Genomic DNA, 24,805 nt, shown 5'->3' on the forward strand with positions numbered 1-24,805 from the left:
GATAGTGCCCCGTGGAGTGGTGTAGATCGGTTCGCGTTTCGCTCTGCTTCTTTCGATATTATGCGGCTTGGAACTCGGTCGCGTCGAGAGCGATCGGGGTAATTTCAGGGACTGTTGTGGTGGTGTTTTCCCCGGCTATCTGCCGCATGGATTCCTCGGACAGGTAACGCCGGTCGGAGACCTGCCACTCGTCGTGAGTCTCCATGAGAACAGCGGTCGCGAGGCGGAGCAGCGCTTCCCGGTTCGGGAAGATCCCGACCACGTCGGTGCGGCGCTTGACCTCCCGGTTGAGCCGTTCCAGCGGGTTGTTGGACCAGATCTTGCGCCAGTGCGGTTCGGGGAAGTCCGCGAACGCGGTCAGGTCCGCCTTCGTGTCGCGCAGCATCCCCGCGACCGCGGGGAACTTCCCCGCGAGCAGGTCCGCGACCGTGTCGACCTGGGCCCGCACGAGGTCGGCGGTCGGCTGCGCGAAGATCGTCCCGATCGTGGCCGTGACCATAGACGCGGCATGCTTGGGGACCCGGACGGCGACGTTGCGCTGGAAGTGGACCCGGCAGCGCTGCCAGCCGGCCCCGGTCAGGACCTTGCCCACAGCCGCGGTCAGCCCTCGGTGGGCGTCGGAGATGACCAGCCGCACCCCGGCCGGGCCGACCGCCAAGCCGCGGTCGCGCAGGCCGCGCAGGAACTCGGTCCAGAACGCCTCATCCTCACTGTCACCGACCTGCACCCCGAGGACCTCCCGGCGGCCGTCGGCGGACACCCCCGTGGCGATCACAACGGCCTGGGACACGACCCGCCCGTCGAGACGGACCTTGCAGTAGGTGGCGTCCAGGTAGACGTAAGGGAACCCGACATGGTCCAACCGGCGGGCCCGCCAGGCGTCGGCCTCCCGATCCAACGCCGCACAGATCCGGGACACCTCCGACTTCGAGATCCCGGTGTCGACGCCGAGGGCGGCGACGAGGTCGTCGACCTTGCGGGTCGACACGCCGTGCACGTAGGCCTCCATCACCACCGCGTGCAGCGCCACGTCGATACGCCGGCGGGGTTCCAGCAGCGACGGGAAGAACGACCCGGTCCGCATCTTCGGGATCTTCACCGTCAGGTCCCCGGCGGTCGTCGACACGGTCCGTTCCCGGGAGCCGTTGCGCTGCGTGGTCCGGGCTGCCGACCGTTCGTAACGGGCCGCGCCGACGTGCGCGTCGGCTTCCGCGTCCACGAGCGCCTGCAGACCGAACCGCAGCAGCTCCCGCATCACCTGACCAGCATCGGTATGCCGCAGCAGCTCCAGCAGACCGGATAGGGCAGAATCATCCAAGGCCATCGCGTGTGTCCTCTCCGTGGAACTTTGGTCGGTTCACACAGAGCTACACGCGGTGGCCGTCTTTGTCCCGGAGCGACACACCCCACCCCGGACGATCAACCAGCCGATCCCGATCTACACCACGCGGTGGGACTCACCCGGTTTCTCCTCCGTGACCGCGATACGAAGTTCACAGCTTCGTTCGATGCAGTCTTCACCGGGGCCGGTATCGACGTGGTACGCACACCCCCGCAAGCCCCACAGGCGAATGCGATCGCGGAACGCTGGGTCGGCACCGCCCGCCGTGAGTGCACCGACAGACTCCTGATCGTCTCCGAACGGCACCTGACATCGGTCCTCGACAGCTACGCCGAGTATTTCAACACCCATCGGCCTCACCGCTCCCTCAGCCAGCACCCACCCGACTCGTCACCCGTGGTCGCCCCGACGTCGAATTCCACCGTCCGGCGCACCCGCATCCTCGGCGGATTGATCAACGAGTACCGTAACGCCGCCTGACCCCTCCCGCGGAGGATCACCTCAACCGCAAAAGGCCAGCTCACAGGCCGAAACCCGGATTCTGGAGCCCCACACGATGAAAGTGCCGCAGATAGTAGTAGATCTAAGAGAAGCGATTCCGGAGAACGTCGCCATCTCGTGGAAGCTGCCCGGCGCGAGCCCGAACCTGGTGGATATCGAGGTCGACAGAGACGATGACTGCTTCCTGTCGATCTGGTATCTGACGAAACCTGGAAGCGCGCGAATGCTGCTCGAGGGATATACCATCGACGACGTCCGACCTGAGCATGTGATCAAATTCGTGAGAATGTTTGCCGAGGACACCTTCTCCGTCAAACTGGAAAAGTCCTGGCTCGGGCGGCGGTTCACAATATATTTCATCATTGACGAGACGACTTATGCCGCTTCGCGAAGGGCGCGAGATCCTGCACCGTGGGAGTCTCGCCATCTCGATGCAGATTGAGTCTAGTCCAAGTGCCGATCCCGGCGCGACGGGTGCAGTCGTGGTCGGGCTTCCTCCAGACCGTCCTCAAGGGGCTGTGCAACGAACCAGTGCTGCCCGCATGCTGGGAGGCACGGCTTCGTGGATGACGTGGTGAACGACCTCCAGAGAAATTCTCGCAAGCGGGCAGGTGTAAAATGAAAACGTGGACTGGTCGAGTATGAAAAGTGTGCCGATCGGCCATAACGGCCCACACTGTTGCGCCGACATGCATGGACAGGTCACCTTCATCTGTGAGGATGGTCATGTGGAGCCACAGGACTGCCCGGACGTCCTCGTTGGCTTCACGCCGAAGTATCAGGAGTACGGGATTTGGATTCATGATGGCGGTTCATCCGGGGTAGGTATCGCATACTGCCCGTGGTGCGGCGCACGACTGCCAGACTCCGTTCGCGTTAGGTGGTTCGATGCTCTCGAGCGGATCGGACTCGATCCGGATGACGCTGCACTGCCGCCGGAGTACGAGGATGAAAGATGGTTGATCGAACACGGGGAGTCGATGTGAGTGGAGTCCGCCGAGGTCGGGCGTGACGAGCAAGGATCTGACGACTCGTGCAGGCGGCGACCGATGGCCGATTTGGTGTTCCGGCTCGATCTTCATGCCAGGCTTTCCGCTCGGGCGTCACGGCGGCTCCGAGCGGCTCACCCACACCGACGCCGACGGCACGAAGACGGTGTTCACTGTCCAGACCGTCGGCGGGGTGACGACCTGGCATGCTCCTCTCCTGTGTGGAGTTGTCGATGAACTATCTTCAAGGATCGGAATCGACTGATGTCGGACGGCGAGAGTTCTGCCGATCGCGAGGTATTTGAGTCTGGGTATCTTGAATCCCTGTCGGATCAGGAGTTTGAAAGCCGAGTGCGGAAGATTGGTGAACTCGGTGCCCAAGGATGCCGGCAGGCATGTGATCTACTCTATCGCACTCTGCTGGTCGAGCGTGCCGAGGCCCGCCAGGTCGCCCTCCTCGCCGCCATGAAGACGAAGAAATGCAGCCATCTTCCTCTTGCTCCGATCGCCGGACTTCTGAGGTCGCGGAGCTTGCTGGTTCCTGGGGTGGCAGCACTTCTGCTGGCCGCCTGGGGAGGTGAGGCGGAACAGATTCTTGTCGACTCCCTGGCAGACGCCCGCGGGGGCAGTCTGGACCTTTATCTTTTCGCTCTGGCCAACGGAACGGGGCCGCTCGACGTCGGCCTGTTCACTCCCTATGTCGACCACAGGTCATTGAGTGTTCGCCTGGCGAGCATTGCGGCTTTGGCTGAGCGCGGAGACGCATCGTGTACGGAGAGGCTCGTCGACGCCCTGGCAGTGAGGAGCGAGCAGACGCAGGTGGCGGCGCTGTTCGCGCTTATCGCGGTCGGGGACGCGCGTGCCTGTGACGCGGTGCTGCGCCGGCTGGAACTGGACTCCACCCGGGACCGCGGCTACTTCTTCAGCTTCATCAAGCTTGAACTGACCTTTCTCGCCCAGCACGTCCGGGAACATCCCGAGGTCCTGGCGGCAGCCCGGCGCGTCACGGTCAGGAACTGGAAGCGGCGCACGGATCCCGAGCAGAAGTGGATCGCCCGGTACCTGCCCCAGGTGTCTCCGGAAAGCCCGGATCACCTGCCACCTCCTTCCAACGAGGTGGTCGAGGAGATCCGGCGGCTTGCCCTGGAGGCCGCTCGCGCCGACTGAGCTCCTGCCGATCTGTGGTCATGACGAGACGGCGGAGCAGGACGAGGAGAACGAGCCTGGGTGGATCGTGCCCGGCGTGGAACGCGGGTCAGATCGGTTGCAGGACGTCGCGCCCGGCGTGGCGGAAGGGGCGGCGTGCCCTGTGCACGATGTCCGCCCGGATCGAGGTGACGATATCGACGGCCCGGTCCACCAGGGACTGGATGCCGAAGGTGAAGAAGAGACTGCCCATCGCGAGATCCCCGAGCGCGTACAGCCGCCGGTCCGGGCGTGCGTTCACCGTCAGGCGGCTGGTGGCCCGCTCGAGACAGAACCCGCCGCGCGGATGTCGCTCGGCCAGGCCGGCGTCCACCAGCGACGCCAGCATCGGAGGGGCGAGGTCGCTGACGCCGCCGAGGCGGCCGTTGACGGCGTTGACGACGACGACCGCCCGATGCTCGCCGCGGGCGGTGCTCGCCACGAAGCCGCCCGCGCCCGGCACGATGCGCCGGAGTCCTCCGATCAGCTCGAGCTGCCCGGATTCCAGCAGGTGCAGCAGCGCGGCGGCGCTGGCGGGCGGCATCGGGCAGCACAGGCTCATGAGGGCGCGGTGGTGCTCGGTCAGCAGGCGGTCCTTGTCGTGCTCGGGCAGCAGCGGCCAGACATCCGGTCCGACGTCGGGCATGATCTGCTGCAGGAGGCGCAGCGGGCCGCCCGGTGCGTTGACCTCGCCGAGCTGCCGGCGCAGCCGGTGCGTGGGCTCCTCCCGGCGCGTGGCGTCGAGCTCCGTCCGTACGGCGTCGACGTCCTCGCCCGCCGCCGCGAGCTCGTCGCCGATCATGGTGATCAGATCGGCCAGGGGCAGTGATCGACCCGAGGCGGCCAGCGCCCGCAACCGCGCCGCGGTGACGTGGCGCGGCGTGAACCTGGTGGGCCGCTGCCGCACGGCGGGCAGGACCGCCTGCCGGGAATGCAACTCAATCCTGCCGGTGTGACCGCGGGCGGCCAGGGCGAGGGCCACGTCGACCGCGGTCAGCCCGCTGCCGATCGCGGCCAGGTCGTCGTCGCGGCGGATCGAAGCCAGCATCTCGGCGGCCGGGTAGGGATCGCGCACGAACCCGGCGCAACCGGCCAGCCCGTACGGGTCGGCGGGTCGTCCCGCGCCGGGGGCGAGGACGGCGTAGTCGACCTCGTGATCCTCGCCGTCCGCGGCGCGCAGGATCAGTCCGTGGCGGGTCGACACGACGCGATGCACCATCCGCCGCTTCAGTTCGACGCGCCAGCCGCGGCCGGCCAGCGTCACCAGCGCCGCCCCGGCGGACTGCTCCAGGTAGTCGCCGAACAGCGCCCGCGGGATGAACTGCGCGCCGGAGATGGGATCGAGGAACGACGGCTCGGTGTCGACGAAGAGCCTACGGGTGGCGAGCCAGGCGGCGAGATGGCCGTCGTCGCCCGCCCGTACCGACATGTCCTGCGGTATCGCGTTGACCCGCATCGCGTCCAGATCGGGCTGATAGGGGCGACCACGCCACAGGTGTCGCCCGCCGTCGAAGACCGTCAGTGCCCCGGCGGGAAGGTCCTGCTGCTGGGCCAGCGCGTCGAGAAGGCAGACCGCGGACGCGCCGCCACCGATCACGCCGATCCTTGGGGTGGCTGACATCGCCTACCTCGACTGTTGGCTCTCCAGTGGCCCACCCGGCAGCCGCCGCCGAGGTGGTCGAGCGCCCGACGGGCACGGCTGGCCGGGTCGGTGGTCCGACTGCGGGGCGGGGTCACGACCGGGGCGATCACGTCGGGCCGAGGGCGTTGCACGTGCCGCCGTCATCGTACGGCTACCTTCGCAACCCGGCTCAGGACAACCGAGCGTCGAGAGCGGTCAGGGCGGCCAGGGCGCCGAGCGGCAGGGAGACCCCCGCCCCGGGGCGGATCGCCGGCTGCGTGGGATTGATGCGGATCAGGCGGCCGTCGGCGACGGACTCGGCGGTGCGCCGCACGGTGGGCACCGCCGTGCCCGCGCCGATCTCGACCACCACCAGCGGGCCGGCCCCGCCACGCGCCGTCACTGCGGCCAGCCAGGACTCGCAGGAGTGCAGCGCGGCGTCGGTGCGCGAGCTCAGCCAGGAGCCGTCACCGAACATGAGGATGTTCGGCCGCGCCAGCTCCCCGCACGCGGCGCAGCGTGGCAGCGGCTCGTCGGCGCGCATCGTGCCCGGGTCGACGTCCACCGTGACCCCGTCGGCCGGCCAGATCCGCCCGTCGCACGGCCGGACGCACTGGAGATGATGAAGGGAACCGTGGACCTCCGCCACCGCGTCGATGCCGGCCCGCTGGAACTGGCCGTCCACGTTGGAGGTGAACACGTGCAGGCCGCCGGGCAGCCGCGCACCCCACCGGCGCAGCACGGCGAAACCCTCGTGCGGAACGGTCGACCGGTACAGGCCGAGGCGGTGGCCGTAGAAACCCCAGGCCAGCGTCGGATCGTCGCGGAAGTGCACCGGGTCGGCCAGCTCCACGAACGACAGGCCGAGGCGTTCGTACGGCGGGTAGGCCCGCCAGAAGCCGGCGTCGCCGCGGAAGTCCGGCAGCCCCGAGTCCACGCCCATCCCGGCGCCCGCGCACACCAGCAGCGCGCCCGCTCCCGCGAGCAGCGCGGCGGCGGCGTCCAAGGCGGTCTCGACCGCGGAGGTGAACCGGCCCGCCGAGGTGGTCACGGGTCGACCGCGGTCGGCAGGACTGGCGTGGGTCATCGCAGCCATTATGGATGATCAACGCGCGGGCCTGGCGGGGCCGGCCCGCAGGAGCCCTACCACTCCTCGATGACGCGCACCCGGCTGCACGCCGTGCCCCTGGCCAGGGCCAGGATCAGCCTGGCGGAGACCGTGTCCGGCGTGATTCCGTTCCGCTCGAACCTGCTCGGTATGCGCCGCAGCGCGGCGGCCTCCCCGTCGGGCGCAGGCCGACCCGTGGTCGGATCCCGCAGGTCGTCCAGGCAGACATGCGTGACGTCCGATGCGATGGCCTCGTCGGATCGGCCGTCGGCCAGATCGGGGAACGTCGTACGGAACGCGGCGACGAACGCGGCCACCCCGGTCCGCTGCCGGAACGTCCCGAACGGGTCCGCCGTGACGGGCGCACCCACGGCAGGTGCGACCTTCCCGGCCTCGGCCCCGTCCTTGGTCGAGCTACATCCGGCCAGTGCCACCAGCGCGACCCCACACACAACGGCGCTGCCAAGCCGCACGACGTCCCCTCTCGACCATCCGGACACCCAGACGGTAGGACATGTCAGCTTGCCGCGGAGGTCTGCTGGCCGCCGGGGGCCGGGGGCGGCAGCACGCGCGGGGCGGGGCGCAGCCCGTCGACGAGCAGCGCGAGGTAGCGGCGGCGGTCGAGGCCCGCCGGGTCCTCGGGGCGCACCGTGGCCAGGGCCATCACGACGACCGCGGACAGGTCCCGGCGCTCCAGCTCGGGACGGACCACGCCGGCGTCGCGGGCGCGGCCGAGCAGCCGTTCCATCGACTCCAGGTAGCGGTGCACGCCCTCGACGTGAAAGGCGTCGGTCTCGCGGGCGAGGGCGAGGATCACCTGCCGGCCGGCCAGCGCCGCCACCGTGGCCTCCAGCGCGCCGACGAGGTCGTGCCACGGGTCGTCGGTCTCCCGGGTCAGCCGGGGCACGATCTCGGTGCTGACGAGGTGGTCGAACACGGCCCGCAGGAGCTGGTCGCGGTTGCGGAACCGGCGGTACACCGTCGCGACCCCGACGCCGGCGCGCCGGGCCACCTCCTCCAGCGTCACCGCCCGCCCGACGTCCTCGAAGGCCTGGTCGGCCGCGGCGATGATCCGCTCGTAGTTGCGCGCCGCGTCGACCCGCAGGCCCCGTCCGCCCGTTGCTTCCACCGGGGCACGCTAACAGCGCGCGGCTCGTTCCCACGTCGGGTGGACGGCGTCCGACCGGTCACCTGAGCGACACCACGGCCGTCGGCGGCGATTCGTGCGACACATCCGGCCTTGTCGGGTTAGAACATGGTCATCGGGGCTAAGGACGAAGGCATGCCCGCTGACACCGACGGCGCGCCTGCCGCCACCCCGCCCATCCCGGCATCATCCGCGGCGCCGGCAGCCTCGGCGCAGTGCGAGCCGGTGAGCGAAAGCCTGACGACACCACCCGCCCCGGCCGAGCTGCCGCCCGAGGCGCGCGACGCGATCCCGCTGCAGCAGGACGGCGGCGCCGGCAAGAGCGAGAGCGGCCTCACCGTCGCCGTCGCCTTCGTGGCCAACCTGGTCATCGCGATCGCGAAGACGGGGGCGGCCCTGCTCACCGGCTCCGCCTCGATGGTCGCCGAGGCCGCCCACTCCTGGGCCGATACCGGCAACGAGGTCTTCCTGGTGATGGCCAACCGCCGCTCGCGCCGCCCGCCGGAGCCGGGTCACCCCCTCGGGTTCGGCCGCGAGGCGTACGTCTGGGCGTTGTTCGCGGCCATGGGGCTGTTCGTCGCCGGGGGTGCGGTCTCGATCACCCACGGGGTGCAGGAGCTGTTCGCGGGCGAGTCCGGCGGGGACTACCTGATCGGCTACATCGTGCTGGCGGTGTCGTTCCTGCTCGAGGGGACCTCGTTCCTGCAGTCGGTGCGCCAGGCCAGGCCCGAGGCCGCGTCGATGAACCGGGACGTCATCGAGCACGTGGTGGAGACGTCCGACCCGACGCTGCGCGCGGTCTTCGCCGAGGACTCGGCGGCCCTCGCCGGCGTGGTGATCGCGGCGCTCGGGCTGGCGCTGCACCAGATCACCGGCGTGGCGGCCTTCGACGCGCTCGGCTCGATCCTGGTCGGGGTGCTGCTCGGGGTGGTCGCCATCGTGCTCATCAGCCGCAACCGGCGGTTCCTCATCGGGCAGGAGGCCGACCCGCAGGTGCGGGCGGCGACGCTGCGGGCCCTGCTGGCGCTGCCCGAGGTCGACCGGGTCACCCGCCTGCGCCTGGAGGTCGTCGGCCCGCGGATGATCACCGTGGTCGGGGATGTGGACCTGATCGGCGACGACATCGAGCCCAACGTCGCGCTGCGCCTGCGCGGGGTGGAGGCCAAGCTGTCCGCCTCGCCCGCCGTCGTCGACGCCGTGCTCAGCCTCTCCGCCCCCGACGAGCCCTCCCTCACCCCCGACGACGCCCCCGCGGCCACCCGCGCCGCCTCCTGACCCGGTCTGCGCCGCCTCCCGACCCGGTCTGCTTCGTGGGGCCGCTGTTGCCTGTGGGGCCGCTGTCGCCTGTGTGACCGTTGTTGCCTGTGGGGCCGCTGTCGCCTGTGTGACCGCTGCCGCCGCCCCGCCGATGTCCATCCAGAACGCGGCCAGAACGCGGCCAGATCGTGCCGAGGCTTAGGTACGGTTTTTCGGACGAAAAGTGGCACTACCCCTCGGCACGACTGCGTGCATATATGACCACAGTGAGTCGCGAGGACGGAGTGTCCCGTGGCGCGCCGAGCGCCGATCCGAGCCCGGTCGGTGTCACCAGCCGGGCCCGGGGCGGGTGGGCCCGCCGGTGGGCCCGGCGCGACGAGGATCCTGTCCGGGGGCGGATCTGCCCGTCGCGGCGCTGACCTCGCCGAGCGCCGCGGAGACACCCCGTGCCGGACGTCCCCGCAGCAGTGCCATGTCCATCACGATGTCGCAGTTGAACACCGGGTTGTACCAGGCGAACCGGTAACGGCCCTTCGGGTTCCGGCGAACCGGCCGGGGCAGCCCGGCGCCCCAGGGCCCGGTGGGCCGGGCCGGCCAGACCGCCAGCACCTCCCGGCGGCCCAGCCGGATGACGTCGGCGCGGGCGACCTGCGGCCAGGCGCGTTCGTAGCGCTGGCCGCCGCACTCCGCGCGCAGGCTGTGCGGGCCGATCGTCAGTCTCGGCGGCCGCAGGCCGATGCGCAGCCGCCACCAGCCCGGGAGCAGCGCGGCGGCGCCGACGACAGCGAAGATGACGGCCCCCAGGAACGCGGCGGAGATACCACTGGAGTTGTAGCCCCGGTAGGTGAACAGGAGGTCGACGAGGACGATCAACGCCGCTGCCAGCAGGACGACGCCGACGCCCACCAGCAGCGAGCCGACGACCAGCAACCTCCACCGCCGTCCCAGGAAGACGGCGTCGTCGGCGGCAAGGTGGCGGGGCACCTGGGCCGGCTGCGGGGGAGGCGTCCGCGGGCCTGGTGGTGTCTGCAGGGAGCGCGGTGTCTGCAGCGGTGGTGGTGTCTGTGGCGGTGGTGGTGTCTGCGGGGTCGGTGGTGTCCGTGCAGGTGGGCCGGCCTGCGGTGGTCGGGGAGTCTGCAGGGGCTGTGGGGTCGGCGGGGGCGGGACGTAGGTCGGGGCCATGACCCGGGTCGGTGCGCGGGGGGCGTCCGGGGTCGCCCACCAGGCGGGCGGGTCCGGACGCGTCGGCGGCAGGTGCTCGCCGACTTCGGCGGCGCGCTGCGCCACCAGTCTGGTGACCGCGGGCGGCCAGGTCTCGGCCGCAACCTCCACTCCGTCGGCGAGCCAGCGCAACAATGCGCTGGGGTCGGGCCGGGTGTCCGGGTCCTTCGCCAGGCAGGACCGCAGCGCCTCGCTCAGATCGGCCGGCACCCCGGTCAGGTCCGGGGAGCCGTGCACGACGCGGAACAGCATCGCGGCCGGGTCGCCCCGGCCGAACGGGCCGCGCCCGGTGGCGGCGAAGACGAGTACGGCGGCGGCGGAGAACACGTCGGCCGCCGGCCCGGCGGCACCGCCGGCGGCCTGCTCCGGCGACATGTACGCGGCGGTGCCGACGATGTCTCCCGCCCGGGTGAGCTCCGTGTGGTCGGCGGCCCGAGCGATGCCGAAGTCGATCAGGCGCGGTCCGTCGGCGGCGAGCAGGACGTTGCTCGGCTTCACATCCCGGTGGACGACGCCGGCCTGGTGCACGGCGACGATCGCCTCCAGCACGCCGGCCCCCAGCCGCCGCAGCACGCTTGGCCCGAAGGGCCCGCAGTGGGTCACCGCCTCGTGCAGGGAGGGGCCGGGCACGTACAGGGTGGCCAGCCACGGCGTCGCCGCGTCCGGGTCGGCGTCCACGACCGGGGCGGTGAACGCCCCGCTGACCAGCCTCGCCGCCGCGACCTCCCGCCGGAAGCGGTCCCGGAACCCGCCGTCGCCGGCCAGCTCCGGCCGGACCACCTTGACGGCCATCAGCCGACCGGAGGGCGAATGGGCCAGGAACACCCGTCCCATGCCGCCCTCACCGATCCGGGCACGCAGGGTGTAGGGGCCGATCGTCGACGGATCCCCCGGTTCAAGATTCTGCATCGACGCGTCCGTCCGCAGAACTCATCACACTCCGCCATGGGCAAGGGTCAGGGTCACAGGGGCCAGCTCGCGGGCAAGGGTCAGGGACAAGGAGTCGACCAGAGGCATTTCACGTTGTTTCAGGACGACGCCCGTCGGTCATGACCAAACTAGTGCAGAGCGGAAGGCGTCAGGACACGACCTGGATACGCCTCGCGGGTTGCCTAGGTTCCCTTCCGTTCTGCGCCGGGCGGTGGCCGCCTCGCTTGGGTGTGCTCAGCCGTGCTCGGCGGCCGCGGACCTGGTCGTCAGCGGCAGGACGATCTGGTCGACGACCGAGGCGACGAACTCGTCGGGCACGACGGGTTCGCGGATCAGCGAGTACTGCACGAGCATGGCGGGTCCGCTGGCGGCCACCAGCTCGTTGGCGGCCTCGGGCCGGATCTCGCCGCGCTCGGCCGCCCGGCGCAGCACCTCTGCGATGAGCTGGACGCACGGCTCGACCACATGGTCGATGATCGTCTGGCGGACGACGGGACGGCCGCAGCCCGCCTCGGCCGACACGAGCTGGAACGCCGTGCCGCGGGTGGAGCTGAACGACGCCTGCACGCAGCGCAACAGTGCGTGGACGTCCGCGCGCAGGTCGCCGGTCAGGGGTATGTCACCCGGAGTGGGCAGTCGGTGCCGCAACGCGTCGGCGATCATGTCTTCCTTGGCGGCCCAGCGGCGGTACAACACGGTCTTGCTGGTCCCGGCGGCGGCCGCGACCCGGTCCATCGTCAGGTTGGCGTAACCGACGGTCCGGAGCTGGTCGAAGACCGCATCGAAGATCGCTCCCAGCAGTGCGTCGCCGCGGCGGCGGGTGGCGACCGCACCGGCGCGGGGGCCCTGGGACACCTGCGCGTGCTGCTGGTCGGCAGGAACGACGCCCACGATCGTCCGCCTCCCGTCCGCCGCCCTGCCCGCCGGTCCGCCGCCCTGCCCGCCGGTCCGCCGCCCTGCCCGCCGGTCCGCTTGCCCTGGCCGCCGGTCCGTCGCCGAAGGTGCGACACCCGGGCGGCCGATCATCGGTCCGGCCTCGAGCGTACCCGGGCAGGGGGATGGCGCGGGCGGAGCGAGGTCGGCGAGGAGTTTGCCGAAGAGGTGGGTGATCGGTCGACGGCATTCTGCTACCCTCCCGAATTGGATACTGATCCGTATCTTACGGAGCCCCGGTCGGGAGGCCGCCATGTCCTCGTCGTCGCCCTCGTCGGCCTCGTCGCCTACGTCGCCCTCGTCAGCCTCGTCGCCTTCGTCGGCCTTCTCGGCGTCCGCTGCGTCGTCGGCGGGGCAGAGCGCTGCGGGGCCGCCGACGCAGGAGGCGAGGCGCGCCCGGATCGCGCTGGTCACGATCGTGACCTGCCAGCTCATGCTCGTCCTCGACATCACGATCGTGAACGTCGCGCTGCCCAGGATCCGGGAGACCCTCGGCTTCTCCGCCACCGACCTGGCGTGGGTGATCAACGCCTACACGCTGGCCTACGGCGGACTGCTGCTGCTCGGCGGGCGGGCCGGGGATCTGCTGGGGCGCCGCGCCACTCTGCTCGGTGGGATCGCCCTGTTCACGACCGCCTCACTGCTCGGCGGCCTGGCCACCGCGCCGTGGATGCTCATCGCCGCCCGCGTCGGGCAGGGCGTCGGCGCCGCGTGCGCGTCGCCGAACGCGCTGGCGCTCATCGCCGCCAACTTTCCGCCGGGCCCCGCCCGCACCCGGGCGATGGGGGCGTGGGCGGCGGTGGCCGGCGTCGGCGGCTCGATCGGGCTGATCGCCGGCGGCATGCTCACCACCTGGCTGTCCTGGCGGTGGGTCATGTTCATCAACGTGCCGTTCGGGCTCGCCATCCTGCTGCTGGCCCCGCGCTACCTGCGCACACCGCCACGTCGCGAGGGCCGTTTCGACGTGGCCGGGGCGCTGAGCTCCGTCGTCGGGCTCGCAGCCGGTGTCTACGGGTTCCTGCGCGCCTCCTCGAACGGCTGGGCCGACGGGCGGACCCTCGGTGCCTTCCTGCTCGCCGTCGTCGCACTCGCGGCGTTCGTGGTCGTCGAGTCGCGGGCCGCGCAGCCGGTCGTCCCGCTGCGGCTGGTCGCCGAGGCCAGCCGCGCGCGGACCTATCTTCTCCTGCTGCTGCTGACCGGAAGCATGCTGAGCATGTTCTTCTTCGGCACCCAGGTCCTGCAGGAGGTCCTCGGGCTCAGCGCGCTGCGCGCGGGGCTTGCGTTCCTCCCGCTGTCCCTGGGGATCCTGGTGTCGGCCTCGCGGGCGTCGAGACTGCTGCCCAGGGTGGGTCCGAAGCCGCTCATGCTGGTGGGGGCCGCGCTGAGCACGGGGGCCATGCTGTGGCTAGCGCAGGTCTCGGTGACCAGCAGCTACACCTCGGTCGTGCTCGGGCCGCTGCTGCTGTTCGGCGCCGGTCTGGGCCTGCTGTTCGTGCCGCTGAGCGTGAGCCTCGTCGCGGGCGTTCCCGCCGAGCACTCCGGCGCGGCCGCCAGCATGATGGTCACGACCCAGCAGGTCGGCGGCTCGCTGGGCCTGGCCGTCCTCGTCACCGTCTTCGGCAGCGCCGCCCGGCACGCGCGCGGCGACGCACCGGCCGGCCTCGCCCCCGGCGAGCTGGCGAGGTACGTCCTGGCGCACGGGGTGGCCGAGGCGTTCACCGTCGGCGCGATCGGCGTCGCGGTCATCTTCCTCACCGTGCTGCTGACCCGTCAGATCCCGCTCGGGGACGCACCGGCGCCCGCGGCCGCGGGCCCGACCGGCCGGGACCCCGCACCGGAGAGCACCGATTCGATGAGTTGATCGTCAGCTCGGTACCGATCACGGAGCGGTATCGATGGCCGCCCGGCCAGCGGCGGGGTCCGTGCCCGCCTGATCCTGTGCCGCCTGGTCCTGTGCCGCCAGGTGAACGCCGACGAAGTCGACGTGGAAGACCGACTCCGTGAAGGAACGTCCTTGCACGGAGGTCGTGCGCACATACGCGCGATCGGCCGAACGGTCCGACCGTGCGGCGGATGGCCGGATCTGACAGAGACGTGTCATTGCGGCCATGACGGGCCCGCGGCGATGCTGCGCTGTGTGGATCCCCGGCGTGTCGTGATCGTGGCCTTCGACGGCGTCCAGCTTCTGGACGTCACCGGGCCGGCGGACGTGTTCACGACGGCGTCGCGCGTGTTGCAGGCGCGGAGGCGCGACGGCGGCAACGGCGACGGCCCGGGACCGGACCGCGCCGCGACCACGGGCGCGACCACGGGCGTGGGCGTGGGCGTCGATCCGGCGTACGTGGTCGAGATCGCCGCGCCGCGGTCGGGGGAGGTCCGCACGGCGAGCGGGGTGCGCCTGGTGGCCGACGTGGCGCTCGCCGACGTGGCGGGCGCCGCCGACACGGTGCTCGTGCCGGGGGCGCTGGGCGCGCGACCGGAGGCGGGCCCCGTCGTCGTGCCACAGATCGTCGACTGGCTGCGCGAGGTCGGCGGGCGCCCGCGGCGGATCGCCTCCGTCTGCGCGGGTGCCCACATGCTCGCCGCGGCCGGTCTGCTCGACGGCCGGCCCGCCACCACGCACTGGTTCACCGCGGGCCGGCTCGCGGCCGAGTACCCCGCGGTCGCGGTCGATCCGGATCCGATCTTCATCCGCTCCGGGCGCGTCTGGACCTGCGCGGGGGTCAGCGCGGGGATGGATCTCGCGCTGGCGATGGTCGCCGACGACTGCGGGGACGACCTCGCGCTCGCCACGGCGCGCTGGCTGGTGATGTACCTGCGGCGCCCGGGTGGCCAGAGCCAGTTCAGCGTGCCGCTCGCCCACCCGGCGCCGACCCGCGACGACATCGGGGAGCTGCATCGCTGGATCGCCGACCATCTGGCCGCAGACCTGTCCGTCGCCGCCCTGGCCCGGCGGGTCGGCATGAGCGAACGGCACTTCTCCCGGGTGTTCACCGCGCAGACCGGCGTCACGCCCGCGGCCTACGTCGAGTCCGTCCGCACCGAGGCGGCCCGCCGCATGCTCGAGCAGACCGGGCACACCGTGGAGGCCGTCGCGCAGCGCTGCGGCTTCGGCTCCCCGGAGACCTTCTACCGCGTCTTCCGCCGCGACCTCGCCATGACCCCGACCGACTACCGGCGGCGTTTCCGCCTGCCTGCCGACGCGGCGGCCGGGACCGGGGCCGACGCAGATCACCATTCTCCGGAAAGGGGAAACCGATGGGCATGGCCGCCCGCACCCGTCCCGACACCGCGCTGACCCGTGCCGCCGAGGACCTGCTGGTCGCCGCGAGCGCGCCGACCCTGGTCGCCCACTGTCACCGCAGCTACCTCTTCGGCTCGGCGCTGCTGGACAAGGCCGGGCGCGACCACGACGCCCACGCGCTGTTCCTCGCGGCCGCCCTGCACGATCTCGGGCTCACCGCCGCCTGGGACGACCCGGCGCAGCCGTTCGAGGTCCGCGGCGCCGCGGTGGCCCAGGAGCACCTGCTCCGCTGGGGTGCGGATGTCGAGCTGGCCGACGTGGTCCGCGACGCGATCGCGGGGCACCTCGACCCCGCCACCGTCGGCGATCCGCGTCCCGAGGTCGCCGGGCTGATCCTCGGCGCACTCGTGGACGTGCTGGGGGTGGGCCTGGCGGACGTGCCGGCCGCGCTCGTCGACGAGGTGCTGACGGCGTATCCGCGGGCCGGCTTCACCGCGTTCATCATCGACGTCCTGCGGGCCGAGGCGGTCGCGAAACCGGCGTCGACGATCGCGGCGCACATCCGCAACCTGGATTTCCTCGGACGCGTCGCCGCCGCCCCGTTCCCGGACTGACGCTGGGTGAACCGCGGCGTACGCCCGTACGTGATGCCGTCAGGGGCGCGGCGGGGCGAGGCAGGAGAGGCAGAGCATGCGAGCGGTACACGCAGGTGCGGCGGCAGGGTCGGGCGGCTGATGGGCAGACGGCCCGCCCGCCCCGTCGTCCGGTCGCCCGCCGGCGTGCCACGAGGGCTGGACCCGGCGGTCCTCGACGTCGTGCCCGTCCCCGCCGGGCTGTGGGCGCGGGCGCCGGGCATGGTGCCCCCCGCGCCCGACGAGCCGGCCCTGCACGCCCTGCCGCCGCGGTCGGGGGGGATCGGCGTGATCGTCGGCGCGCCGGGCGAGCCCGTGCCGGACGTCACGGCCGTCGCGGAGCTGCTGCGCGCGATGCCGGCCGCCGACCCCGACGGGATCCACGTGGTCCGCTACGGCGCCGACCCGGCGGACGGACCCTGCCTGCCGCAGCGCCTCGCCGACCGGCTGGATCGTCCGGTACTCGCCCAGCACGGCCTGCTGCTGACCGGCGCCGACGGCTGGCCGCGGGTCACCGCGATCGACCTTGGTCGTGGCGGCTGGTGGCATCCGCTTGCCGAACAGTCCATGTACCCGCCGGCGGGGCCGCCGCGCGCGGTCCGCTGGCGGGCGCCCGCGCCCCGGTTGACCGACCTCGGTGGTGGCTACTACCGCCTGCTGGACGACTGGCTCGTCCAGGTCGTCCCGGCCGGGATCGCGTTGCGCCACGCCGGGTGGCCGGCCGATCCCGACGTCGACGCCGTGCCGCACGACCCCGGCCGGTTCGATCTGCTGCTCGACGCGCCGGCGGCTGGTCTCGCCGCCGGGCTGACCGACGGTCTGCTCACCGCGCTGGGCCGGCTCGCCGACGCCCTGCCCGGCCCGGCCCGGCTGCGGCTGCGGGTGGTGCTCCCGGCGGACCTGGCCGAGGGGCAGGCACTGCGCCTGCGCTGGGCGGTGCCGGCGCCGCAGCAGGCCCGGTCCGGTCCGTCGACAACCACGCCGGCGGACTCCGCCAGGCCGGCGGGGGAGCTGCCGGCGGGGGAAGGGCCGGNCGGGGAGCTGCCGGTGGAGGAAGAGCCGGTGGAGGATCGACCGGAGGACGAATGGTGGATGACGTCCGCTGTCGTCGGCGGAGACAGCGGAGTGACGCCCGAGGTGACGCCCGAGGTGGCGGCCGAGGTGGCGGCCGAGGTGGCGGCCGAAGCCGAGGGACGGCCGCCACCCGCCGCCTCGGGTGCGCCGGGAACCGCCGAGGCGCCGCCGGGGCCGCCCACGGACGACGTTCCCACGGGTCCGATCCCGGTTCCGGCCACGCTCCTCGCGGTCACCCGCGAGGGTCGGATGCAACTGGTGAGACCATCGCCGGTGGTCGTCGGACGACCGCCGGAAAGGTGACGTGCGAAGGTGCGCGTCGATCTTGTGGACGTGGAACGATCCGCACGTGGACCACGCGAGTTCGGCACTGACCCGCCGCCTGATCGGAGCTGCCCGCGCAGCCTCCCGGCGAGATGACGGTGCGCTGTGGAGGCTGGTCCCCCGAGGACAGCCGGCGGGGGCAGAGGCGAGGTCGGGGGCAGGGGCGTCGTGCGGGTAGCGCTCGCCGACGACGCCGCCCTGTTCCGCGAGGGGCTGTTGCTGCTGCTCACCACGGCCGGGTACGAGGTCGTCGGCTGCGTCGCGGACGGCGACGCGCTGCTGGAGCTGCTGGCCGTCGAACCGGTTGACGTCGCCATCGTCGACATCCGCATGCCGCCGGGCGCGGAGGGCGGCCTCACGACGGCGGCGCGGGTCAGGGCCCGGCACCCGCACACCGGGCTGCTCCTGCTGTCGCACTACGCCGAGACGCTGTACCTCATGCGTTTCCTGGAGATCGGCACCGAGCGGATCGGCTACCGGCTCAAGGAGCGGATCGCCGGGGTGCAGGTCCTCACCGACACCCTGGCCCGCATCGACGCCGGGGAGATCGTGATCGAACCGGTGCTCGCTCGCCGCCTCGTCGACCGCCCCGCCGGCCCCAGCGGTCCGCTGGCGACACTCAGTCCCCGCGAGTCGGACGTGTTGCGACTGATGGCGGAGGGCCGATCGAACAACGGCATCGCCGCCGCCCTGTACCTGTCGGCGAAGTCGGTGGAGAAGAACATCGCCAGCATCTTCACCAAGCTGGACCTGCCCGCCGACTCGGCGGCGCATCACCGTCGGGTGCTGGCGGTCCTGCGCTACCTGGACGCCCGGGCGCCGGGAGACTGACCGGCCGTGGTTACGCGACCGGCGTGGGTCGTTCTCGCCGAGGATGTCGCCCCCCTGCCCGCCGGCGCCACCCTGGGGCAACGGGTCGCGCCGCTGCTGCGCAACCTGGCCCTGGCCGCCGGCAGCGGCCAGGCGAACCTCTGGCTGCCCGACGACCCGCCGCCAGACGGCCCCGTGTCCGCTCCCAAGGGCGCCCCCGCCTCCGTTCCGGCGCACTCCGCTCCGGGCCGGCCGGGTGTGCGGGCGGTGGCGGCGGTCCGGGACGGCGGGAAGCAGGTCGGCGCCCTGGTCATCACCGACGGGGAGGACGGTCCGGCTGCGGCGGTGCCGGCCGAGCTGCTGGCCCAGACGGCCGACTGCGTGGCACTGCTGCTGCGGGAGGTTCGCGCGGACGCCGCGCAGCGGGAGCAGGCGGTCCACTCGGCCGGCCTCGCACGGCGGGCGGCGACGGTCGAGGCGGACCTCGCCGCGGTGCTCGACGTCGAGCGGCACCGCCTGGCCGGCTGGGTGCTGACCGGGACGACTCGTCGGCTCGCGGAGGTGACCCGCCGCTGGCGGGACTTCGCCGCGGCGGCCCGCGACGATCCGGGCCGGACCCTGGCCACCCTGCGCGAGCTGCGGGCGGCCGTCGACGAACTGATCGACGACTTTCGGACGGTGGTGCGGGCCGTGCACCCCTCGACCCTGCGCAGCCGGGGGACGGCGGCGGCGCTGGGGGAGTTGGCCGCGAGTCTGCCCCGGCGGGTGCAGTGCACCGGCGACCTCGGCCGGCGGGTCGGCTGGGAGGTGGAGTCCGGGATCTACCACGCGACGGCGGTGGTCTTCGCCGCCGTGCCCGCGACGGCCGACGCGCCGCTGTCGGTCCACTTCTCCCGGGTCGCCGACCGCCTCGCGGTGCGGGTCTGCGATCCGGCCGACTCGGCGGAGCGGTTACGTGCCGCTCTCGCCGACGACGCCCGGCTGCTGGCCGCGCTCGGCGGGGGACTGCGCTGCCACGCGTCCTCGACCGGGGCGGCGCTGGTCGACGTCTGGCTGCCGCAGCGGCTCGCCGGCGACGACGATCCCGGTCCTGCGCAGACCACCCCACAGGCCCCACAGGTCCCGCAGGCCCCACAGGTCCCGTGGCAGTGAGCGGCGACCCGCCGGGTGGCGTCAGAGGGGCACGGTGCCGGCGACTCTGGTGCCTTCGCCGGGCGCCGAGGTGACGTGCAGCGTCCCGCCCACCGCGGCGAGTCGGGCCCGAAGCTGTGCCAGGCCGGTGCTGGCGGCGTCGGCCAGGCCCGGTCCGGAGTCGGCCACCTCGAACCACAGCCCCTGATACGTGTTGCGGACGGCGACGACCACGGCGGCGCCCGGCGCATGCTTGTGCGCGTTGTTCACCGCCTCGAGGCAGGTGAAGTACACCGTGCTCTCGACGCTCGGCGGGTAGCGGCGGGCCCGGACGTCGCTTCCGATGTCCAACGTGACGTTGTGCGCCTCGCGGAAGCTCAGTGCCAGTGCCGGGGCCAGACCGGCATCCTGCAGCGGCACGGGCGTGATCCCCGCCGCAGTGTCGACCAGCAGTTGGTGGGTGCGGTCGAGCCGGGCGCCGAGATCGGTCACCGCCGCGGTGAGGGTGTCCTCGTCCGCGGTCGCGGTGGCCAGCCGGTGCTCGACGACGGCCGCGGCCAGTTGCAGCGAGACCAGGTGAAGCTGCGCGCCGTCGTGCAGATCCCGTTCGAGGGCGTGCCGCTCGCTCTCCATCCGGGACGCCGCCCGCTGCCGGGCGTCCGCGATCCAGGCGAGCACGTCCTGGCCCCAGCGGCGGGCCGCGCGCACCCCGGTCTGCGCCGCCGCGCCCGCGACGACGACGCCGAGCACGGCCGCGACCTCGTCCAGGTGTCGCTGGGCGTCCAGGTGGTGGGGCGTGTCCAGGGGATGGGGCGCAGGCAGGGTCACCAGGAGCGTGGCGACCTCGACTCCGTGATGGCGGATCGGGTGCGCCGAGGTGACGGTCGTGGCCGCGGGAACGTCGGGCCGTCCCGGCGCCGACCATCGGTGTTCGCACGGATCCTGCGGGTCCAGCACCCGAAGGACGACGAGTTCCGCTCCGACCTGGGCGCCGATCCACGCCGCCACCGGGGTGAGGTCGCCGCCGCGCGGTCCGGCGGAGGGCAGTTCGGCGGCCAACCGCAGCACGCCGGGCGCGAGCGAGGCGCCGGGGTCGGGCGGCCCCGCGGGAGCGGACGGTGTCATGCCGCAGGCCCCCTGCCTAGCCGCGCAGCACGGCGACGAGCGCCGCCAGCAGCAGGACGGCGACGACCAGGGCCGCGATCACCACCGGACGCAGTGGATCGCGGGGCGGGGGTGCGGGGTCCGCCGCCGGCCGGCGCAGGGGGCCTGCCGGCACCCTGCCCGCGAGCCCGCCGTCCGCGGACCCGTGGGCGGGACGCCCGACGGCCGCGGGAACCCCGGGCCCGGCCGGCGGCGTGGCGGTGGCGCGGTGGGACGCGGTCGGCGGCGCAGAGGGCGGCGTGGTGGTGGTCGGGCGGTGGGACGCGGTCGGCGGCGGTGCGGTCGGCGGCGGCGTGGCGGTCGGGCGGTGGGGTGCGGTCGGCGGCGGCGTGGTGGTCGGGCGGTGGGGCGCGGCCGGCGGCGCAGGCGGCGGTGTGGTGGTGGGGCGGTGGGGCGTGGCCGGTTCGAGGAGCTGGGCGGCGATCCGGGCCGCGCCGAGCGCCACCAGGTGCTTGGGGTGCGCGTTGACGACGGTCGGGCGTCCCAGGGCTGACTCGACCGTGCGGGCCACCGCGGGGATGCGGGAGGAACCCCCGGCCAGCAGGACCGCCGACAGGTCCGCTGGCTCGACCCCGGCGGAGATCAGGGTGCGGTGCAGCGCATCCAGGGTGGAGTCGATGGCCGGGCGGACCATGTCCTCGAACCGCGCGCGGGTGAGCCGGATCTCGGCGCGGACCGTCGGCAGGAACACCGGGATCACGGTCTCCTCGTCGAAGGACAGCGCCTCCTTGGCGAGCACGCATTCCTGCCGCAGCCGCGCCAGCGCGACGGCGCCGGCGTGGTCCTGCGGATCGATGTCGCTGACGGCACCGCCCAGCTCCAGGTCGACGTGGTGCACGACGGCCTCGTCGAAGTCGACACCGCCGAGCCACTCCACGCCCTCGGGCAGGCCCAGGATCTCCATCGAGCCCGCCTGGAACCGCAGGACGGCCGTGTCGAACGTGCCCCCGCCCAGGTCGTAGACGGCGATGACCGCCCCCGGCGGGAGCTGGCGGACGGCGGTGTAGTGGGTCGCGGCGGCCACCGGCTCGGTCACCATCCGCACCTCGCCGATCCCCGCCAGCCGCGGCACCTCGTCGAACTGCTTCAGCCGGTAGGGGCCCCACACGGCCGGTCGGCTGAGCACGATGGTCTCCGGCGGCGCCCCCTGCAGGTCGGTGACCGCGCGCACGGTGTCGCCGAGCGAGGCGGCCAGCAGCGCCGCCGGGGAGAACGGGGCGCCGCCCAGCACCAGCGGAGTGGGGTCACCGAGCCGGCGCTTGTACCCCAGGGCCGCGTGGGCGGGTGCCAGCGCAGCCCGGCGCACGGCCGCCTCGCCGGTCAGCAGACGGCCGTCCGGGCCGGCGTAGACCACGGCGGGGGTGACGACGCTGCGGCTGCCCAGGCTCACCATCTCGGTGTGGCCCCAGCGGCCGACCTCCGCGGAGACGGGATGACCGACGGCCACCGCGGTGAAGGTGGTCCCGAGATCGATTCCGAGCCCGTACCTCACCCTGCCCGACTCCCACGACGTTCGGTCCGAATGTTCCTCCACCGGTGCTCTGCCAGGGTAGAGAGTCGGCGACCCTACGTGGCCGGAGTTGTCCTGTATTTCACCAAGGTGACGCCCGGCCGACCGAACCGCCCGCGGAGGCCCGGTTACCGGCGGCGGACCTCGCGGTTCTGCTGCGCCGTGTCGAAGGATCGCCGGGCCTGCTCGACCCGATCGAGGTTGGCCTGCGACCAGCCGGCGAGCGTGGCGAACAGCGGAGCGAGGCTGGCGCCGAGCTCGCTGATCTCGTACTCCACCCGGGGCGGTACCTCCTGGTGGTAGGTGCGCACCACCAGCCCGTCGCGTTCGAGCTGGCGTAGCCGCTGGGTGAGCACCTTGGGCGTGATGGTGCCGATCCGCCGCTCCAGCTCCACGAATCGCTGCCGGCCGAAGGCGTGCAGGGCCCACAGGATGGGAGTGGTCCAGCGGCTGAAGACGATGTCGACCACCGGCGAGACGGGGCATGCCCGCTCCGGGTGCAGCGAGGTCGCCGGCGCGGCTGGGGAAGGCCGGGCCTGGGACGTGTCGAGCACGGTCACCTCCGGGATAGTGGCTTTCTACTAGGTTCCTAAAGTAGCCGGAATGCTAGCTTCGCGTTGCATTCGCCAAACGGTGTCGAACCGGCGTGTGCCGGGGGCCCTGGAGTCCTCGATCCGACGTTGTTCGCCGCGTGTGCCATCGAGGCAGGAGCGCTTTCATGTCCATTCCGGAATCCGTGCGGAACACGGACGCCGTCTCTTCGCCGCCGGCCGGTTCCGGCCGCCGGCCCGGGCTCATCCTCGCCTTTCTCTGTATCGCCGGCTTCATGACTTTCCTGGACGTCTCCATCGTGAACGTCGCCCTACCGACCATCGAGGACAAGCTCGACATCTCCGCAACACAGCTACCGTACGTGGTGACGACCTACGGCATGCTGCTCGGTGGATTCCTGCTGCTGTGCGGACGTCTCGCGGACACCTACGGCCGTCGCCTGATGTTGCAGACCGGGCTGACGCTGTTCGCGCTGTCGTCTCTGCTGGGCGGGCTCGCCCAGGAATCGGTCCAGCTCATCGTCGCGCGCGGGCTGCAGGGCCTGGGCGCGGCGTTCCTCGCCACCTCCGCGCTGAGCCTGTTGACCAGCAGTTTTCCCGAGGGGCCCGAACGCACCAGGGCACTTGGTGTGTGGGGTGCGCTCAGCGGCCTGGCGTCGGTGGCCGGCGTGACCCTGGGCGGCCTGTTGACCGACGGCCCCGGCTGGCGCTGGATCTTCTTCATCAACGTGCCGATCGGCCTGCTCGGCGCGCTGCTCGCGCCGAGCGTGGTGAGCGAGAGCCGGGCCGCCCGACGCAGCTCCTCGTTCGACCTCGCCGGTGCCGTCGCCCTGACCGCCGGTCTGGTCCTGCTGATCTTCTCGCTAGGGCAGACCGTCGATGATTCCGATCCGCCCGTCGGGCGCATAGCGGCGGGGTTCATCGTCTCCGCGCTGCTGCTCGTGGCGTTCCTGCTGATCGAGCGCCGCACCCGCGAACCGTTGATCACGCTGAGTATCTTCCGTCGGCCGTCGTTGCGCGCGGCGAACCTCGCCGCGGTGCTCCTGCTCGGCAACGTCGTGACGCTGTTCTTCTTTGCCAGCCTCTTCATGCAGCAGGTCCTCGACTACTCGCCGCTGCGGACCGGGCTGGCCTACGTGCCGCTCGCGGTCATCGTGGCGGTCGGCGCGGGAATCGCCGCACAACTCGTCACCAGGATGCCCGCCAAACTGGTTCTCCTGGTCGGGCTGCTGCTCACCGTCGGCGGCATGCTGCTGCTGCGGCGAGCGCCCGTCGACGCCTCCTACCCGGTCGACCTGTTGCCCGCCTTCCTCGCCACGGGCCTCGGGCTTGGCCTGTCCTTCGTGCCGATCCAGGTCGTGGCGTTCACCGGCGTCCGCGAACACGAGTCGGGCCTCGCCGCTGGCCTGATCAACACCAGCCAGGAGGTGGGCGGCGCGATCGGCCTGGCCGTCGCCGCCACCTACGCCTTCCGTAACCTCGCCGAGCTGACGGACCGGGCGCACGGCGTGCCCGAGCTGGTCCACCAGGCGCGGGCCGACGTCTTCCATGACGCCTTCCTCGTCGGGGTGATCTTCGTTGTCGCCGCCTTCCTCATCACGCTGGTGCTCCTGCCTCTCACCCGACCCGGCGACGCCCCCGACCCGGCGGCACGCTGATGCTGCAGTGACAGAGGAGCGGGCATGATCCTGTCCCCCCAGGCCGTGGCGTTCCTCGCCGAGGATTATTCGGGTATCTTCAGCACGCTGCGGCCGGACGGCTCGCCGCACGCGGCCCCGGTCCGGTTCACCCCGTGTTTCGCACTTCGGATTCTGCTGCGCCGACCGGCCCCTGTGATCTTGTTTTCGGGTCATGGGGGTTAGGTGGGGTCGATGCCGAGGAGGTCGAGCAGGTGCTGTTGGAGTGGTCCGGGTCTGGGGATGTAGGCGGGCTGGCCGGCGGCGGTGGGGACCAGGCGCAGGGGGGCGAGGGCTTCGAGGATGAGTCGGCCGGTGGGCCGGGCGGGGCGGCCGGCGTAGAGGCCGGGCAGCTTCTCGGCGGGGGCGATCGCCTGGCGGACGGCGCGTTCGATCAGGGTGAACACGAGCAGGGCCAGGCAGATGACGTGGATGAGGCCGTCGATGCGCTGGTT

Annotated in this window: 22 protein-coding genes and 1 pseudogene; 12 read left to right on the forward strand and 11 right to left on the reverse strand. The window is 72.3% G+C overall.

Features of this window, described 5'->3' with window-relative positions; all coding sequences use genetic code 11:
- Positions 1-58: 58 nt before the first annotated feature.
- Positions 59-1,324 (reverse strand): IS256 family transposase, encoded by a 1,266-nt coding sequence (locus tag FF36_RS28575; RefSeq protein ID WP_044888314.1) that lies wholly within the window; start codon positions 1,322-1,324, stop codon positions 59-61.
- 126 nt (positions 1,325-1,450) lie between these two features.
- Between FF36_RS28575 and FF36_RS28580 the strand changes: the two genes are divergently transcribed.
- The 5 genes from FF36_RS28580 to FF36_RS35140 all read left to right on the forward strand — a co-directional run bounded on the left by FF36_RS28580 (position 1,451) and on the right by FF36_RS35140 (position 3,999).
- On the forward strand, positions 1,451-1,822 hold the full coding sequence (locus FF36_RS28580) for an integrase core domain-containing protein (RefSeq protein WP_242422961.1): 372 nt from the start codon (positions 1,451-1,453) through the stop codon (positions 1,820-1,822).
- Between the two features lie 76 nt (positions 1,823-1,898).
- The gene (locus FF36_RS28585) at positions 1,899-2,285 is read left to right on the forward strand and encodes a hypothetical protein (protein WP_128423414.1); all 387 of its coding nucleotides are present in this window, start codon (positions 1,899-1,901) and stop codon (positions 2,283-2,285) included.
- Positions 2,286-2,484: 199 nt separating this feature from the next.
- Positions 2,485-2,829, forward strand: coding sequence for a DUF6980 family protein (locus FF36_RS33555; protein ID WP_396230168.1), 345 nt, complete (start codon positions 2,485-2,487; stop codon positions 2,827-2,829).
- A 22-nt stretch (positions 2,830-2,851) separates the two neighbouring features.
- Positions 2,852-3,097 carry a hypothetical protein gene (locus tag FF36_RS35135; protein ID WP_128423415.1) on the forward strand — a complete coding sequence of 82 codons (246 nt, stop codon included), beginning with the start codon at positions 2,852-2,854 and terminating at the stop codon, positions 3,095-3,097.
- Positions 3,097-3,999: a HEAT repeat domain-containing protein gene (locus FF36_RS35140; RefSeq protein WP_128423416.1), complete on the forward strand. Its 903-nt coding sequence runs from the start codon at positions 3,097-3,099 to the stop codon at positions 3,997-3,999. Before FF36_RS35135 ends, FF36_RS35140 begins: the two co-directional genes overlap by 1 nt.
- An 88-nt stretch (positions 4,000-4,087) precedes the next feature.
- Here the strand turns inward: FF36_RS35140 and FF36_RS28600 are convergent, their stop codons facing one another.
- From FF36_RS28600 to FF36_RS28615, 4 genes are all read right to left on the reverse strand, one after another.
- Positions 4,088-5,638 carry an FAD/NAD(P)-binding protein gene (locus FF36_RS28600; protein WP_044888318.1) on the reverse strand — a complete coding sequence of 517 codons (1,551 nt, stop codon included), beginning with the start codon at positions 5,636-5,638 and terminating at the stop codon, positions 4,088-4,090.
- Positions 5,639-5,828: 190 nt separating this feature from the next.
- Positions 5,829-6,689 carry an SIR2 family NAD-dependent protein deacylase gene (locus tag FF36_RS28605; protein WP_044888319.1) on the reverse strand — a complete coding sequence of 287 codons (861 nt, stop codon included), beginning with the start codon at positions 6,687-6,689 and terminating at the stop codon, positions 5,829-5,831.
- A 92-nt stretch (positions 6,690-6,781) separates the two neighbouring features.
- Positions 6,782-7,117: a hypothetical protein gene (locus tag FF36_RS28610; protein ID WP_206778490.1), complete on the reverse strand. Its 336-nt coding sequence runs from the start codon at positions 7,115-7,117 to the stop codon at positions 6,782-6,784.
- Between the two features lie 146 nt (positions 7,118-7,263).
- On the reverse strand, positions 7,264-7,875 hold the full coding sequence (locus FF36_RS28615) for a TetR/AcrR family transcriptional regulator (protein ID WP_044888321.1): 612 nt from the start codon (positions 7,873-7,875) through the stop codon (positions 7,264-7,266).
- A gap of 153 nt (positions 7,876-8,028) precedes the next feature.
- Here FF36_RS28615 and FF36_RS28620 point away from each other — a divergent pair, with 153 nt between their 5' ends.
- Positions 8,029-9,168, forward strand: coding sequence for a cation diffusion facilitator family transporter (locus FF36_RS28620; RefSeq protein WP_199865538.1), 1,140 nt, complete (start codon positions 8,029-8,031; stop codon positions 9,166-9,168).
- 309 nt (positions 9,169-9,477) lie between these two features.
- On the opposite strand, the gene FF36_RS28625 is transcribed toward FF36_RS28620, so the two are convergent.
- Both FF36_RS28625 and FF36_RS39455 read right to left on the reverse strand, forming a co-directional pair.
- Positions 9,478-11,280, reverse strand: a complete 1,803-nt coding sequence (locus FF36_RS28625; RefSeq protein WP_044888322.1) for a serine/threonine-protein kinase — start codon at positions 11,278-11,280, stop codon at positions 9,478-9,480.
- Positions 11,281-11,535: 255 nt separating this feature from the next.
- A complete protein-coding gene (locus FF36_RS39455; RefSeq protein WP_242422962.1) occupies positions 11,536-12,669 on the reverse strand; it encodes a TetR/AcrR family transcriptional regulator in 1,134 nt (377 codons plus the stop codon).
- Here FF36_RS39455 and FF36_RS28635 point away from each other — a divergent pair.
- The 5 genes from FF36_RS28635 to FF36_RS28660 all read left to right on the forward strand — a co-directional run bounded on the left by FF36_RS28635 (position 12,653) and on the right by FF36_RS28660 (position 19,470).
- Positions 12,653-14,095 (forward strand): MFS transporter, encoded by a 1,443-nt coding sequence (locus FF36_RS28635; RefSeq protein WP_052681553.1) that lies wholly within the window; start codon positions 12,653-12,655, stop codon positions 14,093-14,095. The two genes, FF36_RS39455 and FF36_RS28635, sit on opposite strands and share 17 nt — an antisense overlap.
- Positions 14,096-14,371: 276 nt before the next feature.
- Positions 14,372-15,532 carry a GlxA family transcriptional regulator gene (locus FF36_RS28640; protein ID WP_242422963.1) on the forward strand — a complete coding sequence of 387 codons (1,161 nt, stop codon included), beginning with the start codon at positions 14,372-14,374 and terminating at the stop codon, positions 15,530-15,532.
- Positions 15,493-16,092, forward strand: a complete 600-nt coding sequence (locus FF36_RS28645; RefSeq protein ID WP_044888325.1) for an HD domain-containing protein — start codon at positions 15,493-15,495, stop codon at positions 16,090-16,092. The genes FF36_RS28640 and FF36_RS28645 overlap by 40 nt, the downstream gene beginning before the upstream one ends.
- A gap of 1,584 nt (positions 16,093-17,676) precedes the next feature.
- Positions 17,677-18,339, forward strand: a complete 663-nt coding sequence (locus tag FF36_RS28655; protein ID WP_044888327.1) for a response regulator transcription factor — start codon at positions 17,677-17,679, stop codon at positions 18,337-18,339.
- A 6-nt stretch (positions 18,340-18,345) separates the two neighbouring features.
- A complete protein-coding gene (locus FF36_RS28660) occupies positions 18,346-19,470 on the forward strand; it encodes a sensor histidine kinase (RefSeq protein WP_044888328.1) in 1,125 nt (374 codons plus the stop codon).
- Between the two features lie 21 nt (positions 19,471-19,491).
- On the opposite strand, the gene FF36_RS28665 is transcribed toward FF36_RS28660, so the two are convergent.
- From FF36_RS28665 to FF36_RS28675, 3 genes are all read right to left on the reverse strand, one after another.
- Positions 19,492-20,574 carry a sensor histidine kinase gene (locus tag FF36_RS28665; protein ID WP_052681554.1) on the reverse strand — a complete coding sequence of 361 codons (1,083 nt, stop codon included), beginning with the start codon at positions 20,572-20,574 and terminating at the stop codon, positions 19,492-19,494.
- A 16-nt stretch (positions 20,575-20,590) separates the two neighbouring features.
- On the reverse strand, positions 20,591-22,105 hold the full coding sequence (locus FF36_RS28670) for an Hsp70 family protein (protein ID WP_052681556.1): 1,515 nt from the start codon (positions 22,103-22,105) through the stop codon (positions 20,591-20,593).
- 146 nt (positions 22,106-22,251) lie between these two features.
- On the reverse strand, positions 22,252-22,677 hold the full coding sequence (locus FF36_RS28675) for a winged helix-turn-helix transcriptional regulator (RefSeq protein WP_082122323.1): 426 nt from the start codon (positions 22,675-22,677) through the stop codon (positions 22,252-22,254).
- A 164-nt stretch (positions 22,678-22,841) separates the two neighbouring features.
- Here FF36_RS28675 and FF36_RS28680 point away from each other — a divergent pair, with 164 nt between their 5' ends.
- Entirely contained in the window at positions 22,842-24,332 is a 1,491-nt protein-coding gene (locus FF36_RS28680; protein WP_052681558.1) for an MFS transporter, read from the forward strand.
- A gap of 200 nt (positions 24,333-24,532) precedes the next feature.
- On the opposite strand, the pseudogene FF36_RS28685 reads toward FF36_RS28680, so the two are convergent.
- Positions 24,533-24,805: pseudogene (locus tag FF36_RS28685) on the reverse strand (IS1634 family transposase); the annotation flags it as partial.

This window comes from Frankia torreyi, from assembly GCF_000948395.1.
Lineage (GTDB): Bacteria > Actinomycetota > Actinomycetes > Frankiales > Frankiaceae > Frankia > Frankia torreyi.